This is a genomic window from Pseudoalteromonas sp. ATL1 (assembly GCF_058933015.1).
In genome coordinates this window covers 1,612,217-1,627,129 of the sequence record NZ_JBZYXL010000001.1, presented here as the reverse complement: position 1 = coordinate 1,627,129, position 14,913 = coordinate 1,612,217, and the positions used below count along the sequence as shown (strand labels likewise).

Annotated in this window: 12 protein-coding genes and 15 tRNA genes; 15 read left to right on the top strand and 12 right to left on the bottom strand. The window is 41.3% G+C overall.

Going from position 1 to position 14,913, the window contains the following annotated elements:
• The first annotated feature begins 120 nt into the window (after positions 1-120).
• Positions 121-660: a cytochrome b gene (locus tag AC5FX4_RS07355; protein ID WP_493605791.1), complete on the top strand. Its 540-nt coding sequence runs from the start codon at positions 121-123 to the stop codon at positions 658-660.
• A gap of 105 nt (positions 661-765) precedes the next feature.
• On the opposite strand, the gene AC5FX4_RS07350 is transcribed toward AC5FX4_RS07355, so the two are convergent.
• From AC5FX4_RS07350 to AC5FX4_RS07305, 10 genes are all read right to left on the bottom strand, one after another.
• Positions 766-1,662: an SDR family NAD(P)-dependent oxidoreductase gene (locus AC5FX4_RS07350; protein WP_493605790.1), complete on the bottom strand. Its 897-nt coding sequence runs from the start codon at positions 1,660-1,662 to the stop codon at positions 766-768.
• 95 nt (positions 1,663-1,757) lie between these two features.
• A complete protein-coding gene (locus AC5FX4_RS07345; protein WP_493605789.1) occupies positions 1,758-3,335 on the bottom strand; it encodes a methyl-accepting chemotaxis protein in 1,578 nt (525 codons plus the stop codon).
• Positions 3,336-3,554: 219 nt separating this feature from the next.
• A tRNA-Glu gene (locus tag AC5FX4_RS07340) sits at positions 3,555-3,630 on the bottom strand.
• A 164-nt stretch (positions 3,631-3,794) separates the two neighbouring features.
• Positions 3,795-3,870, bottom strand: a tRNA-Glu gene (locus AC5FX4_RS07335).
• A 164-nt stretch (positions 3,871-4,034) separates the two neighbouring features.
• Positions 4,035-4,110: transfer RNA gene (locus tag AC5FX4_RS07330), tRNA-Glu, on the bottom strand.
• A 90-nt stretch (positions 4,111-4,200) separates the two neighbouring features.
• Positions 4,201-4,276, bottom strand: a tRNA-Glu gene (locus AC5FX4_RS07325).
• Positions 4,277-4,366: 90 nt separating this feature from the next.
• Positions 4,367-4,442: transfer RNA gene (locus AC5FX4_RS07320), tRNA-Glu, on the bottom strand.
• A gap of 89 nt (positions 4,443-4,531) precedes the next feature.
• Positions 4,532-4,607: transfer RNA gene (locus AC5FX4_RS07315), tRNA-Glu, on the bottom strand.
• 121 nt (positions 4,608-4,728) lie between these two features.
• Positions 4,729-4,804, bottom strand: a tRNA-Glu gene (locus AC5FX4_RS07310).
• 34 nt (positions 4,805-4,838) lie between these two features.
• Positions 4,839-4,914, bottom strand: a tRNA-Ala gene (locus tag AC5FX4_RS07305).
• Positions 4,915-5,533: 619 nt separating this feature from the next.
• Between AC5FX4_RS07305 and AC5FX4_RS07300 the strand changes: the two genes are divergently transcribed.
• The 8 genes from AC5FX4_RS07300 to AC5FX4_RS07265 all read left to right on the top strand — a co-directional run bounded on the left by AC5FX4_RS07300 (position 5,534) and on the right by AC5FX4_RS07265 (position 8,543).
• Positions 5,534-5,609: transfer RNA gene (locus tag AC5FX4_RS07300), tRNA-Val, on the top strand.
• 18 nt (positions 5,610-5,627) lie between these two features.
• A tRNA-Val gene (locus AC5FX4_RS07295) sits at positions 5,628-5,703 on the top strand.
• A gap of 16 nt (positions 5,704-5,719) precedes the next feature.
• Positions 5,720-5,795, top strand: a tRNA-Val gene (locus AC5FX4_RS07290).
• A gap of 112 nt (positions 5,796-5,907) precedes the next feature.
• A tRNA-Val gene (locus AC5FX4_RS07285) sits at positions 5,908-5,983 on the top strand.
• Positions 5,984-6,000: 17 nt separating this feature from the next.
• Positions 6,001-6,076 (top strand) — tRNA-Val (locus AC5FX4_RS07280).
• Positions 6,077-6,107: 31 nt separating this feature from the next.
• Positions 6,108-6,183 (top strand) — tRNA-Val (locus AC5FX4_RS07275).
• A 379-nt stretch (positions 6,184-6,562) separates the two neighbouring features.
• Positions 6,563-6,638 (top strand) — tRNA-Val (locus AC5FX4_RS07270).
• A gap of 273 nt (positions 6,639-6,911) precedes the next feature.
• The gene (locus tag AC5FX4_RS07265; RefSeq protein ID WP_493605788.1) at positions 6,912-8,543 is read left to right on the top strand and encodes a response regulator; all 1,632 of its coding nucleotides are present in this window, start codon (positions 6,912-6,914) and stop codon (positions 8,541-8,543) included.
• A 16-nt stretch (positions 8,544-8,559) separates the two neighbouring features.
• On the opposite strand, the gene msrB is transcribed toward AC5FX4_RS07265, so the two are convergent.
• Both msrB and AC5FX4_RS07255 read right to left on the bottom strand, forming a co-directional pair.
• Positions 8,560-9,000, bottom strand: a complete 441-nt coding sequence (gene msrB, locus AC5FX4_RS07260) for a peptide-methionine (R)-S-oxide reductase MsrB (protein ID WP_493605787.1) — start codon at positions 8,998-9,000, stop codon at positions 8,560-8,562.
• A gap of 28 nt (positions 9,001-9,028) precedes the next feature.
• Entirely contained in the window at positions 9,029-9,511 is a 483-nt protein-coding gene (locus AC5FX4_RS07255) for a DUF2919 domain-containing protein (protein WP_493605786.1), read from the bottom strand.
• A 340-nt stretch (positions 9,512-9,851) separates the two neighbouring features.
• Between AC5FX4_RS07255 and AC5FX4_RS07250 the strand changes: the two genes are divergently transcribed.
• From AC5FX4_RS07250 to AC5FX4_RS07225, 6 genes are all read left to right on the top strand, one after another.
• Positions 9,852-10,013, top strand: coding sequence for a hypothetical protein (locus AC5FX4_RS07250; RefSeq protein ID WP_493605785.1), 162 nt, complete (start codon positions 9,852-9,854; stop codon positions 10,011-10,013).
• A 318-nt stretch (positions 10,014-10,331) separates the two neighbouring features.
• On the top strand, positions 10,332-11,309 hold the full coding sequence (locus tag AC5FX4_RS07245; RefSeq protein ID WP_493605784.1) for an MvdC/MvdD family ATP grasp protein: 978 nt from the start codon (positions 10,332-10,334) through the stop codon (positions 11,307-11,309).
• Positions 11,306-12,235 (top strand): hypothetical protein, encoded by a 930-nt coding sequence (locus AC5FX4_RS07240; RefSeq protein ID WP_493605783.1) that lies wholly within the window; start codon positions 11,306-11,308, stop codon positions 12,233-12,235. Before AC5FX4_RS07245 ends, AC5FX4_RS07240 begins: the two co-directional genes overlap by 4 nt.
• Positions 12,222-12,722, top strand: coding sequence for a MauE/DoxX family redox-associated membrane protein (locus AC5FX4_RS07235; RefSeq protein WP_493605782.1), 501 nt, complete (start codon positions 12,222-12,224; stop codon positions 12,720-12,722). The genes AC5FX4_RS07240 and AC5FX4_RS07235 overlap by 14 nt, the downstream gene beginning before the upstream one ends.
• Before the next feature lie 91 nt (positions 12,723-12,813).
• A complete protein-coding gene (locus AC5FX4_RS07230) occupies positions 12,814-13,263 on the top strand; it encodes a hypothetical protein (RefSeq protein WP_493605781.1) in 450 nt (149 codons plus the stop codon).
• Positions 13,260-14,897, top strand: coding sequence for an ABC transporter ATP-binding protein (locus tag AC5FX4_RS07225; RefSeq protein WP_493605780.1), 1,638 nt, complete (start codon positions 13,260-13,262; stop codon positions 14,895-14,897). The genes AC5FX4_RS07230 and AC5FX4_RS07225 overlap by 4 nt, the downstream gene beginning before the upstream one ends.
• Positions 14,898-14,913 lie beyond the last annotated feature (16 nt).

The window sequence follows — 14,913 nt, the reverse complement described above, 5'->3', positions numbered from 1 at the left end:
TTGGGACGAATGGCGGATCGAAACTGCTAAACACAAAGTGCCGCCATTCGTCCCAGAGCGCTAGAAATGCTAACAATTGATAAGTAATCTAGCAACTCTAGATCACAAGGAGTTATCAAAATGAGTACACAACCACTTTCCGTAACAACCCGTTTACTACATTGGCTAGTCGGTTTTACCGTGCTGGGATTAATTACCGTGGGTTTTGGCATGGCAAACTTTGAAATTTGGGCACTCTATCCAATTCACAAAGCCTTTGGTGTGCTGGCATTATTACTTATTTTGCCACGCGCAATTTACCGTATAAAAAGCGGCTTTCCAAAGCCCGTAGCAGGCACCTCAGTGAATATGCAAAAAATCGCGTATGTTGCTCACTGTCTACTACTGCTAGGCACCTTAGCAATGCCAATCAGCGGTATGTTATATTCTGGGTTTGGCGGCTATGGCATTGATGTGTTTGGTTTAAGTTTGGTGAATGAACATATCATGGGAGATGAGATAGTGCCTATTAACGAGCAAATATTTATCGTTGCCAAAAATGCTCACAGCCTCATTGGCTACGGTTTAAGTACCCTTATCGTCCTTCACATTGCTGGTGCCATTAAGCATCACATTATTGATAAAGATGAAACACTCAAACGCATGCTGGGCCGAGCGTAATCAACTATTAAAAAATGCATCGCAAAAAGCGCAGATAGTAAAGTAACGCACTTGAAACTTGATGCGCTTTTCAGGACAAAAAAACAGTTCCAATTAAACGAAGTCTTACCCCACCAACATCGTCGATTTCAATGGATAAACAGATCCGGACAAGCGTTCACATTCACGCCAAAGCCATAACGCTAGTGTCTTATCGCTACTCAGTGAACTGGGGCGCTTTATTTTCTTATCTTTAAAGTATGCGCCTGAGGTACTTACATTTTTCTCATCACATAAAAACACGCCTGTTTGCGCCCCCTTTTCAACAGAGCGCGCAATCATCGCTTTTGTAATTGGATACAAAAACGAGAGGTGCTTTGGAAATGCTTGTTTGAGCATAGGCGTATCTACCATGCCTGGGTCAAAGCAGTTTACCAATACTTGGCTATCACTCAGCAACTGTGCCAAATGTTTGGTAAATAAAATCGTGTATAGTTTGCTGTTACAGTATGCTCGTTCAGCGTTAAAGCACGATACTAACTCGATATCTTGTTGATTTATTTTTGCGTCAGAATGCCTAAAAGAAGCCGTATTGACGATGCTTGCACGCTTTGAACGATACAACAAAGGCAGTAATTTCCCTGTTAGATAATACGGCGCTAACACATTCACAGCAAAAGTCAGTTCAATATTGTCGTCTGACAGCTCTAATGCGTCGCCTGGCCATATGCCTGCATTATTCACCAATACATCAATCCGCTCGGCCTGTGAGAAAATATACTGGCAAGCAGCATCAATTGATTTCATCACACTCAGATCACACTCTACAAAGTGCACTGTGCTTGTCAGGCCGTATTGCTGAATAATCGAATGCAGTTTGTTTTTATTTCTTGCAAGCACAAAAAACTCAGCTTGGTGGTTTTTATCAAGCTCCGCCAACCACGCAGCTCCAAACCCAGATGTTACCCCAGATATAACAATTTTTTTCACGCTACTATCCTTAGCCAGTTTAGTGTTGGTCATGTGACTCTAATTTAACCAATTTGGAAACACAATAGCTCTTTTACTGATTTAAAATTGTTCGCTTTGACAACATTACGCACGAACACTATGAACAACTAATGAAATTTAGAGATGAATTGATTCACCAGGCTTGCTTGTGCGGATAGGGAGCCTTGCGTTTGATCAATGGTTTGTAAACCTTTTCTCGCACTATTCAGCGACTCCTCAGCGAGCTGAGAAATACTTTCAGCGTTACTGTTTAGCTCGTTTGAGACGTCCGACATTTCTTCCGCAGCAGTTGCAATTTGATAACTTAGACTTGATATATCCGTCACGATGTCACTTATGCTCGTTAGGCTATGCTTCATCCCCTGTGCTTTGCCCACACATTGCGAAGACTTCTCTACGCCATTTTGAATGGCTGCAACCACAGACTCAGTGCGCAGCTTCAAGTTCGCTACTATCTGATCGATTTCTTTTGTGGACTCCTGTGTTCTCTGAGCAAGCGCGCGTACTTCATCGGCGACAACGGCAAAACCCCTGCCTTGCTCGCCAGCTCTCGCTGCTTCTATCGCCGCATTTAAGGCCAATAAATTGGTCTGCTCAGAAATAGAACGAATAACATCAACAACACTCCCTATATTTGCAGTGTGTTCACTTAACTCTTCAATATCTTTTTGCGTCTTTTGCAGTTCGTGAGACAAGCTTTGATTGGTATGAATATTCTCTTCAACAGCATGATTTCCTTCAGCGACCGATAGTAATGCATTTTCAGTTTGCTCAGCCGCGGACTGTGTGTTGCTTGCAACTTGCGAGATACTGTATGTCATTTGATTTAGAGCCGTTGCCAAAGAGCCTGTTTGAGTTTGCTGTGTTTGTAAGAGCGCAGAACTACCTTGACACTCTGATGCCATGATTGTGGCATCTTGAGTAACTAGCTCGCTGGCGTCTTTCACTCTTCCTAATACAGCCCTTAATTCAGACTCTCTTGCAAATAACGCCAACTCAATTGCACTGATATCATCAACCCTGTTTAAGTATATTTTTTGCATAAGTGGGTTATCGTAGATTTTTCGCGCTTTTTGACTTAAATGATGAATTGGTGCTAACAGCTTGTGGGTCGCGATCGTTATGAAGATCATCAGTAGTGTTTCCAGAAGATATGACCACGGACTCGCCCAATAGGTAACGAGTAAAGTAAGCGCGAAAAAAAACGCTAACATCCCCCAGATTTTTGTTGATAACGACCAAGAACGAATAACGATTTTATCTAACTGAACCCCTTGATTGAGCTGCTGATATACCTTGTCCGCTCTCTCAACAACTGAACGCTCAGGCTTAGTTCTAACCGACTGATATTCGATGGTGTTACCGTGACAATCTTTTATTGGAGTGACATACGCATTGACCCAGTAATAATCGCCATTTTGGCACCGGTTCTTTACCATTCCCATCCAAGATTTGCCCTTAGCTAGATAGGACCATAGATTTTTAAATGCCGCTGCGGGCATATCCGGGTGGCGAACTATATTATGCGGTTGCCCAACTAGATCATGGAATTGATACCCTGCCACCTCACTGAACTGTCGATTTGCGTATGTGATGGTGCCCGTTATATCTGTGGTCGAAAGTAAGTTGTAATGTAGCGGGTAGTCATTCTCTTTACCTGTACAATTTGGTCGCCTATTGCTCATTTATTTTTCTCTAAAAGTAAAAATGCAATAGTAAATTATTAGGTTTTTAAGATGGTTAGAATATTTGCCAAGAACTTGTTTGCGATCAACACAACAATGAAAGTGTTCAAAAAAAGAACATCGGCTTGCATTTCTGAGAAATTAGAAATTGTAGGTAATAAAATGAATAAAAATAATCGGAGATTAAGTAGGAAAATAAAGGGAGAGATAAAAATAAAGTGGCGTCCCCTAGGGGATTCGAACCCCTGTTACCGCCGTGAAAGGGCGGTGTCCTAGGCCTCTAGACGAAGGGGACGCAGAAATTGTTTTGCAAATCTCTGATTCGCTATTTCTGCGTTAGATGAGACCGAGCCTGCGAGGCGAATGGCCTAATTTAAAACAGAAACTTGTTTCTGTGTCACTAGGACTGGCTGTTTTAACTCGCACCATATGAGTTTTTGTACTTTACCTAAAGTAAAGTGGCGTCCCCTAGGGGATTCGAACCCCTGTTACCGCCGTGAAAGGGCGGTGTCCTAGGCCTCTAGACGAAGGGGACGCAGAAATTGTTTTGCAAATCGCTGATTTGCTATTTCTGCGTTAGATGAGACCGAGCCTGCGAGGCGAATGGCCTAATTTAAAACAGAAACTTGTTTCTGTGTCACTAGGACTGGCTGTTTTAACTCGCACCATATGAGTTTTTGTACTTTACCTAAAGTAAAGTGGCGTCCCCTAGGGGATTCGAACCCCTGTTACCGCCGTGAAAGGGCGGTGTCCTAGGCCTCTAGACGAAGGGGACGCAGAATTTGGTCTATTAAACCTCTGTGTCACTAGGACTGGTTGTTTTAACTCGCACCATATGAGTTTTTATACTTTACTAAAAGTAAAGTGGCGTCCCCTAGGGGATTCGAACCCCTGTTACCGCCGTGAAAGGGCGGTGTCCTAGGCCTCTAGACGAAGGGGACGCAGAAATTGATCTATTAAACCTCTGTGTCACTAGGACTGGTTGTTTTAACTCGCACCATATGAGTTTTTATACTTTACTAAAAGTAAAGTGGCGTCCCCTAGGGGATTCGAACCCCTGTTACCGCCGTGAAAGGGCGGTGTCCTAGGCCTCTAGACGAAGGGGACGCAGAAATTGATCTATTAAACCTCTGTGTCACTAGGACTGGTTGTTTTAACTCGCACCATATGAGTTTTGTTACTTTACAAAAGTAAAGTGGCGTCCCCTAGGGGATTCGAACCCCTGTTACCGCCGTGAAAGGGCGGTGTCCTAGGCCTCTAGACGAAGGGGACGCAGAATTTAGTTTATTAAACCTCTGTGTCTCTAGGACTGGCTGTTTTAACTCGCACCATATGAGTATAATATCTAAACACTACTCGAGAGTTTTTAGATAACATCACTTAGCAAAGTAAGTGGCGTCCCCTAGGGGATTCGAACCCCTGTTACCGCCGTGAAAGGGCGGTGTCCTAGGCCTCTAGACGAAGGGGACACTAAAATGTGTTCTAGGACATTGCACTTAGAAATGGTGGAGCTATGCGGGATCGAACCGCAGACCTCTTCGCTGCCAGCGAAGCGCTCTCCCAGCTGAGCTATAGCCCCATTCCTTAACGAACTTAGCAAACAAAACTGTTTAACCGTATCGCTGAGTGCGGGGCGCATTCTATGCAGGCACACAAACAAAGTCAACAATTTTTCACTAACTTTTTGTCAGACGTTTTAAAAATCGTCAATTAGGCGACAATATAACCACATAAAGAGTAATAAACAATAAAAACCCTTGTTTTTGTTCAAAAAAAACACAAACCTTTATGTTGAGGTATTATCAAAGTGCTGTAATTCATTCTGCAATATACGGTTGCCCTGCACCCTACTCGCATTACCCCCTACTTATTCCTCCATTCATGAACAACCTTATTACCTAAATACTGCGATACGCCCTCTCCCATTTTCATGCGAAAGAGGTTGAATTGATATAGAGGAAAGATCAAAACGAAGGGGAATAAGGATGAAAACACAATATTTATCCTATGCCTTTTACCGTTCAAGAATTTTTAGAAGGCAATTTTTTATTTAGGTATATAATGAAGAGCCATTACCTTATTGGTGATAAAATCCGCACCTAAACTAAATTTGTAACTTCAAGTATTGACACTCTTTCAAGTCTCCCTATAATAGCGCTCCACAACGACGCACCAATGTCGTTGAAAAATTTAGATATGGGTCGTTAGCTCAGTTGGGAGAGCATCGCCCTTACAAGGCGAGGGTCACTGGTTCAAGTCCAGTACGACCCACCATTATCTAAAATTCTATATGGGTCGTTAGCTCAGTTGGGAGAGCATCGCCCTTACAAGGCGAGGGTCACTGGTTCAAGTCCAGTACGACCCACCATGTAGAACAATGTTTAGGGTGATTAGCTCAGTTGGGAGAGCATCGCCCTTACAAGGCGAGGGTCACTGGTTCAAGTCCAGTATCACCCACCACTTTTAAGTGATGCAGTTGGGAAAGCATCGCCGTCCTTCATAACGAAAGGCGAAGATAACTGGTTACTTCCAGTATCACCCACCATCATTTTTTGATGGTCTATATCTAAATGGGTCGTTAGCTCAGTTGGGAGAGCATCGCCCTTACAAGGCGAGGGTCACTGGTTCAAGTCCAGTACGACCCACCATTTAGATAATTCTTTGCGGGTCGTTAGCTCAGTTGGGAGAGCATCGCCCTTACAAGGCGAGGGTCACTGGTTCAAGTCCAGTACGACCCACCATTAATTTGGTGACGCAAAGATAGATTACTTGGGGTCGTTAGCTCAGTTGGGAGAGCATCGCCCTTACAAGGCGAGGGTCACTGGTTCAAGTCCAGTACGACCCACCATGTAATCAAATATTACTTTAGTGGAGAGCATCGCCGCCCTCTTTAGACAAAGGCGAAGCTAACAGGCAAAGTCCAGTACGACCCACCATGTAATCAAATATTACTTAGTGGAGAGCATCGCCGCCCTCTTTAGACAAAGGCGAAGCTAACTGGCAAAGTCCAGTACGACCCACCATGTAATCAAATATTACTTTAGTGGAGAGCATCGCCGCACTCTTTAGACAAAGGCGAAGCTAACTGGCAAAGTCCAGTACGACCCACCATGTAATCAAATATTACTTAGTGGAGAGCATCGCCGCCCTCTTTAGATAAAGGCGAAGCTAACTGGTCAAGTCCGGTATTATCCACCATGTAATCATAAAGTAACCTCTTTATATGTGGGTGATTAGCTCAGTTGGGAGAGCATCGCCCTTACAAGGCGAGGGTCACTGGTTCAAGTCCAGTATCACCCACCACATATAAATTCATACTTCTTCCGTCCTAATTTTTTCATTAATTACATTCAAACTAATTTGTCTTACAAATAAAAATGCAATAAGCAAAATATCGCTGCAGATTTATACACAATTTTATCAGTTAGTTGCATCTACACTTAATACAAAAGAATTAGTTTTATATTTTACTAAACTCTCGTCACACAAACCGATGTACGCTCAGAAAACATTTTAAAAACAGCAATTACCGTCTAGACTTGAAAACAAGTTTGTAGTCAAAAGATACTCTAATACGTGGCAATACAACCCTTCGCAAATGCAAAGATCCTGATTATTGAAGAGCAAGCTCTCGCAATGAGTTATATGAAGCGCTCTTTGGAACAGCTCAGTTTTCGAGATATGCAGTTTGCCGAAAATAGCTCGGTCGCGAAGGAACTATGCAAACTCAATAACTTTGAACTAATTATCTGTTCGTTTGACCTAACAAATGGACAAGATGGCTACCAGCTATATGAAGAGCTAAAGCACAAAAAACTCATTAAAAAAAGTACCGCATTTATTTTTGTTTCAGCAGAAACCAGCCCTTCAATCGTTCACAGCATTATTGAACTTAATCCTGATGAGTTGTTAGTTAAACCCTTTTCAATCAAAGAGCTAAAGACTCGCATTGAACGAGTGCTCAAAAGAAAACGCGCCTTAAAAAATATTTACGCACTCATAGATGATGGCAATGACTCAAAAGCACTCAAGTTGATAGATGAAGACCTTGATAAACAAGATCATGCCTACAGCCCTATTTTACTCAAATTAAAAGGCGAAATACTTTTGCGTTTAGCAAAAGCAGTCGATGCCAAACATTTCTATCGCTCCGCATTAGAACTGCAAAAGTTTACCTGGGCCAAAATTGGGCTCGTAGAAGCGCTGGTCATGAATAATGAGGATACGCTAGCACAAAAGATGCTAGCTGAGATGCTAGAACTTCCTGAAACGCGCCTCATTGCCCTCGATTTGTTAAGTAAACTTGAGATAAAGCTGAATCGCCTTGAACACGCTCAAAAAGCCTTGAAAGAAGCATCGGACATTGCACCTCGCAATTTAGATAGACAGAAGTCACTTGGTCGCATCGCGTCTTTGAACCATGATTATGAAGTTAGCTACAATGCAATGAAAGAAATTGCTCAGTACGCAAAGAACTCAATACATGATGGGCCCGATGTATACCTCAATGCCGTGCGCGCTGGGATCGATTTTGCACTCGCCACCGATCAGAGCGACCAAATTCATAAAATCACCAAACAGTCTCAAAAATATCTTGGCGATTTAAAAAAGCAATTTCCAGATGCCGATAACCAAGCACAAATAGACGTATTAAACGCGCGTATACACTATTTAAAAGATGAAAGTAAAAAAGCCAAAAAGCTCATAGAGCAGCTTGATGATGAACCAACAATACGTTCTATTGATGCATCACTCGATAAAGCAAAAGCCTTCCACGAACTCGGCTTTCATAGCAAAGCCCAGAACCTCTTTGGTCAGATAATTGACCACTGTAAACGTCATGATAAGGTAAGTGATCCCATGACGGTGAGATATATCGAGCAACAACAAAGCGAGCGTCGTGATATTACAATGGGCCCTAAAGAGCTTAACAACCACGCGGTGAACCAATATAAAAGAGGCCAACTTGACGTCGCAGTTGAGGCATTTACTCAGGCGTTCAGGATCATGCCAAAAAACCCGAGCATCGCACTAAACTTGTTACAGTGCATGCTCGATCATGCAGGGAAAAGTGGTCAAACGTTTAATTCAGCGCTAGCTAGAAAATGCTATGACACGCTTAGTAACCTACCACTCGATGCGGAGCAACATACCCGATTCGCAAAAATCCTCGCACATATGCAAGAGCTGGGTCTTTCCATTAACTGACCTCAGCTGAGGTTAACTAAGCCTTCACCATTGATAATGCATTTACACAGTAGCGAAGTCCACTTGGAGGCGGACCATCTGGAAACACATGGCCCAAATGTGCATCACAAACATTACAGACAATTTCGACACGCTCCATTCCATGGCTGCTATCTGAAACATAGGCAATTGCATTTGGCTGAGCTGGTTGTGTAAAAGATGGCCATCCAGAGCCACTTTCAAACTTTTCGTCGCCATCAAAAAGCACTTGCTCACAACAGACGCATCGATATTCTCCCGGCTCAAAAACACTGCAACTAGCGCTACTGAAAGGCCTCTCAGTGCCTTTACCACGGGTTATGTAGTAAATCTCATCACTGAGCAATGCTCTCCACTGCTCTGCCGATTTTTCAACTTTAAAGGGAGCTTCAGGGTTTCCCTTGTTCGCAAAATCTAAAATATTCTGCCAAGTAAGCATACGGGTTCCTTTTCATTCAAATTCAGTATCAAGGTTTACTATCACTTTCTGGCTCTGGCCAATCGTTAAAAAAGTGGCCTAGATACTTACTTTTTATCAAATATAATATGACCCAAAGCAGCATCACCATCTGTATCGCAATGTAACTCGAAAATTGATAGTGGCTATGTGCCGCTTGTAAACTCAACCAAGCCAGATCGGCTATTGCCGTCAATAACAAAGGCCAACGCATAAAGCGCCAATACTTTGCAAGCTTGGGTGAACTCGTCGGCCTACGTAGTGAAAATATAATCGTTGGCACTAACGCAACAGCTCCGATGCCCAAAGCAACGAAAAAATGGCTTTTTGAGGGGAAAAACATCGATAGCAAGTCTAAATCAGGACGTCTGGTTACTGCTGAAAATATCCACAACAAATAGGCTCTCAGCAAAACCAATATCGTTAAGTTAAACCCTATTGGGGTTTTATAAACACCGTATTTATCCCAATATTCAGGACCAAACCGCTGCATAAATCTCTCCATTGATGACTCAACTTAGTCACCGAGAATGCGCACTTCATGTAGTGCCCTAATGTACGCTCCTTCCTTCTTCGGATCAATGATTTGAATCCGACTCTATTATTGTGTATGTAAATTTTGTTAAAGACACTTTACAAATACAATATATTTATTGAAAAAAACAACACAAATCATTGTATAAATAATCCATCACTGCATATTATAATTAGAAATAAAGAAACCAAAAATAAAAATAAAACATTATAAAAAACACGCTTGACCATAATAAAAAATGACTATAGTGTGAATTATGACCACCCGGTCAAAATAGATAATTCAACAGGATATGATTATGAAAAATGTAAAACCTTTCGCATTTGCGTCAGCAGATAAAAATACTGTAAAAAATAATAAAAAATGGCAAGCAAACGACAAAGCTGCAACAGCTGGCTGTTCTGGCCCATGGGCTCGTAGCAGTACTCGCTGGGGTCGTGATGATGGCATTTGGTGCTAATCAATAATTAAAAGTAATAAGCGGCCAAAGTGCCGCTTATATTAAAAAATAGTTTAGATACCCTTGAAACTTTTAAACAAATCACTAAAAACCTAATTTCCACCCATATATCTTGATAAAAGACATAAAAATAATGACATATATAAGCAACACTTTTAGAACGCGTATTCTAGTTAAAATCGATTAATAATAAGTTTAAAAATTGTTCGAGCCAGGTCTAGAATTTACCCTACAGAAACCAAATTGGCATGCTATGTAAATTTACTGCATGCGTGACTCGTCATTGAATTTGTTGAAACAGCACTCAAGGAAGGCTAAATGAAAGAAATACTTATCATTAGTCACAGTGAAGATTACCACGTTAATAAAATAATCTCGGTTCTTCAAAAGAAGAAAACCCCTTACTTCACACTTTATTTCGATCATTTCCCCAAAGGCTATGACTTTAGCCAAGTGTTTATTAATGGTTGTGATAAAACTCAATTAAGAAACATTGAAACAAATCAAAAACTCAACTTCAGTGATATTGGCGCTGTTTGGCTGCGAAAACCAGCTCCTTTCTCCTACATTGATGCCGAAATGGATGCTGGGTTTCAAGCATTTTCCGATAAAGAAACCGAGCATGCCTTATTTGGCGCTTTATACGGCTTGCCCTGCTTTTGGATAAGCCACCCTAGAGATTTACGTGCATCAATGTGGAAAGGTGAGCAGTTACAAAGAGCTGCAAAACTTGGTTTGGCCATTCCTGATACTATCATCAGTCAAGATCCAAATGAGATAAGGGCATTTTATCTCGCTCACAAAAAGGTCGTGTACAAGGCAATGTCGAGTGATGTGATCAGTCACTCAAACGGCAATGAACAAGGTATCGCAACCACGTTAATCGATGAAGGCATGCTTGAAGATAGTAATGCGTTAACCTTAACTCCAAATATGTTTCAGGCTTATGTTGAGAAAGCATACGAACTCAGGGTTACTGTTATAAATGGACGGGTTTTTGCCGCGAAACTTGAATCTCAAATACACCCAGAAACACAAATTGACTGCAGAAACCTAAATGTTGATATGCCTATGTCAGCGTACACTTTACCTAAACACATTGAGCAAGCATGTCAAACATTTGTAGCAAGTTATAACTTAAATTATTCCGCCTTGGATTTTATCGTTACCCCCAGTGGAGAATACGTATTCTTGGAAAACAACCCAAACGGTCAGTTTATGTTTGTTGAGGAAAAAGTGCCTGAACTTGGCCTACTCAACGCTTTAGCAAACGAACTTCATAGGGCGTGCCAATGAGAGACATCATAGACAACCATCAAAAAGAATATCTGCATGACAAGTTAAATAAGCTCAAAGCACAGTATTTCTCGCGCATAAATCATCATTGCGAAGCGGATGCGACAATCACCATAGCAGCTTCGCACCTTGATATGGAACTGCTGCCAGAGCTCTATCAGCACTTAACAGAAATAGGACGAGTTGATAAGTTATTAGTCACACTTTTCACACGTGGTGGAGACGTGGATGCCGCACGTAGAATCGCATTATTACTGAGAGATTTTTGCCAACACTTAATTTTGCTCTGCCCTTACTACTGCCAATCTTCAGGTACTCTTTTGGCGCTATCGGCCGATAAAATATATTACACGCCAATAAGCGTTTTCTCTGCTTTCGATCCTTACTTGCATGGTGGTACTGATGGTGAGTCAAGTTCTTTGTCAAGTGCTGATGTAAAGCTATTCAGTACAATGGCCCAAGATTGGTTTAACTGTGACGCATCGGACCAGAGTAATATGTTAGGCATGTTATGTGAGCATATTTTCCCTCCCACCTTAACTTCATTTTATAGAACGGTACGCGAAGTAGAGGCAATCGCACATGAACACTTACGTTTATCATCTCATCCTTATGAAGGAAACGAGGCTGCAATTATCCAACATTTAATGTTTGGTCAGTATAGCCATGAATATGCGCTCACAGGTCAACAACTCAGTACCTTAGGGCTACCTTTCACACAGCAAAACAATCTCAACCAAGCTGCATTAGAAATTGGGCAAATATGTCATGATCATATAGGTGCTGGAAATAGAGCTTCCCTTGATGAAAGTTGGTGCGATGCCATTGTTTTGACCGAACAACGGACAAGCACACGCTGGAAAGAGATGTCGGGCCTTAATCCACAGTGGGCAAAACAGGAGTTGAAACCCTATGGCGCTTCTTAGTACATTTTGTTTGATGATACTCGTTCTAACCTTCGTTTATGCTCCGCTGAGAAAGTTATTTGAGTTGAGTACTTTCTACTCAACATTGGAGCTTTCCTTTAAGTTACCAGCGCAGCTTTCTCGACCCGCTGCAGCCCTTATTATAACGAGTGAACTTGCATTGGGCATCAGCTTACTCATGATGCCTGAGCAAGTTTGGCTACAACTAGCAACACTGTTCATTACTGCTTTATTTTGTGCATTGCCTCTCTATGCTTTGGTCGCTAAAAAAGAAATTCGATGTGGGTGTTTTGGTGAAGAGAGTCTCCTTGGCTGGCATGAACTGGTGAGAAATATCTTACTATTTATATGTAGCTGCGTGCTTTATCTTTACCCAAAAAGTAACCAATTTGATTTATCTCTGGTTATTATCACATTACTCTCCTACTCAACATTTTTAATAATCATTAACTCAAAACAAATTACTTACTTTATAAAAGCACAATAAAATGATTGAAGAAAATATAATAACTATAACGCTAATTTTATCCTGCCTGGTTGCAATCAGCATTTCATTAAACATTTTAACAATTAAAAAAATGGTCAAATCTCGTCAAGAAATGGAGCTAGGTATGCTTCCTATCGAATCTATTCCAGATTTAATGGCGCACAACCTTATTTCAAAAACTGATCAGCTATTAAATAAAAAAGAAGAAAAGGTATACATTTTTTTAGCCACTAACTGCCCAAAATGTAAAAGTAAACTAAACATGCTCGATAAGTTGAGCAAGGCCGCATTACAACATGGTATTTCGCTTTACATTCTGCTACACGACAGGATGCAAAATATTGAGGCATTTTTCCAAGCAACCCAGTTACACAATCAAGTTTGGTTATTGTGCCATAGTGAATACTTACAACTGAATCCAAAAGAAACATCCCCTGCTTATCTATTTATTAACGACGAGAACCAAGTGGAGGGCCAAGGGATGATTGGTGATCAAAATTGGCAGTACTTTACATCACAAGTTTTCGAGGAAGCCGCATGATCAGCTTTGAAAACAAACAACGCTTATCTCTTCTCATTCCCTTCAAGGGTCATTTGGCACTCGCGTTGCTAAGTATGCTCGTCACTGCGATTGCCCAGCTTGCGCTTCCTCAAATAGCCAATTATTACATTGATGGACAAGCTCCCAGCGAGCTACTTTCAACTTTTCATCTCTACGTATTTATATTTGTTGTGGTATTTGCGCTATTGAGCGCTGTACGTTTTTACTTATTTGAAAGTTTAGGCATTAAGGTCATTACGCGTTTGCGATGCACCATACATCATGGTTTGCTAAATAAACCTGCCAGCTATTATGACGAAATTAATGCCGCAGAGTTAACGAGTCGTATAAATGCTGACACGCAAATGCTAAAAGATGTACTGACTACCGATGCAGCCTTATTTCTGCGCTCCTCGGTAGTCGCTTGTGGCTGTATCGTCATGATGATGAGTATTTCGTATGTACTTGCATTGTCGTTATTGCTATTGATCCCTGCTTTTTTTATCGCAACTAAGTTACTCACGAGAAGGATTGAGCAACTTGCTGAACAAGAGCAAACAACATTGGCAAGCACAAATAAAGTCGCGTTTGACAACCTAAACTGCCATACCCTTATCAAATTATACAATTGGTATACCTCTAGCCAGCAGCGCTATATCAAAGCATGTCAGCAATATAGCCAATATGCGAATAAAACAATTACTGCGATAGCTGGATTTCAAGGTTTTTTCAATTTGCTCATTTATAGCTGTTTAATCATCATGCTTGTATTGGGTAGCCACTTGATCCAACAAGGTACGTTAAGCGTGGGAGAACTGACCTCTTTTGTACTTTATTTGGGCATGGCATTTACAAGCTTAAATACCTTGTCGGGCTTTTGGGCCAATTGGAAGCAGTCGATGGGGGCGACAAAATACTTATTTGCACTTGACCGTTCTGAGGATCAAGAGGCAACTCAACAACCCACAACATCCACACAAATGGATGACATTCTTTTTGAAAATGTATCCTTTGCTTATCCTACAAGCCAAGATAAGAATGTGCTTAACGCGCTCTCTTTTAAAATAAAAAAGGGCGAAAAAAACGTTATTGCAGGCCCATCAGGCAGCGGAAAATCCACAATCGCAAAACTCTTGCTCGGCTTCTACACACCAACAAGCGGTCAAATATGCATTGGCAACCAAGTGTTAAATGCAAGTAATATGGCCAGTTTTAGACAAAATATCGCTTATGTTGAGCAAGAGCCGCTCTTCATGTCTTTATCTATCATTGATAACTTACTTCCTGAAGCACTCTCAGCGCCTGATGACGCGCAAATGGAACGCATTATAAATGCCTGCAAACAAGCACATGCCCATGACTTTATAATGCAATTACCACAAGGATATAACACACAAATTGGTGACAGAGGTAGTTTGCTATCTGGTGGACAAAAACAGCGGCTGGCAATCGCTCGAGCGTTACTAAAAAATCCAGAGTTTGTTATTTTAGATGAGTTTACCAGCGCCTTAGATCAAGAGAATAAAGCTAATATTGAGCAGGCACTTAATAACTTGCTGAAAAGTAAAACCGTGTTAATGATATCTCATCAACAAGCGCATATTGAGCAAGCTAATCATTTAATCCAGATCTAGAATCACGCTATGTAAA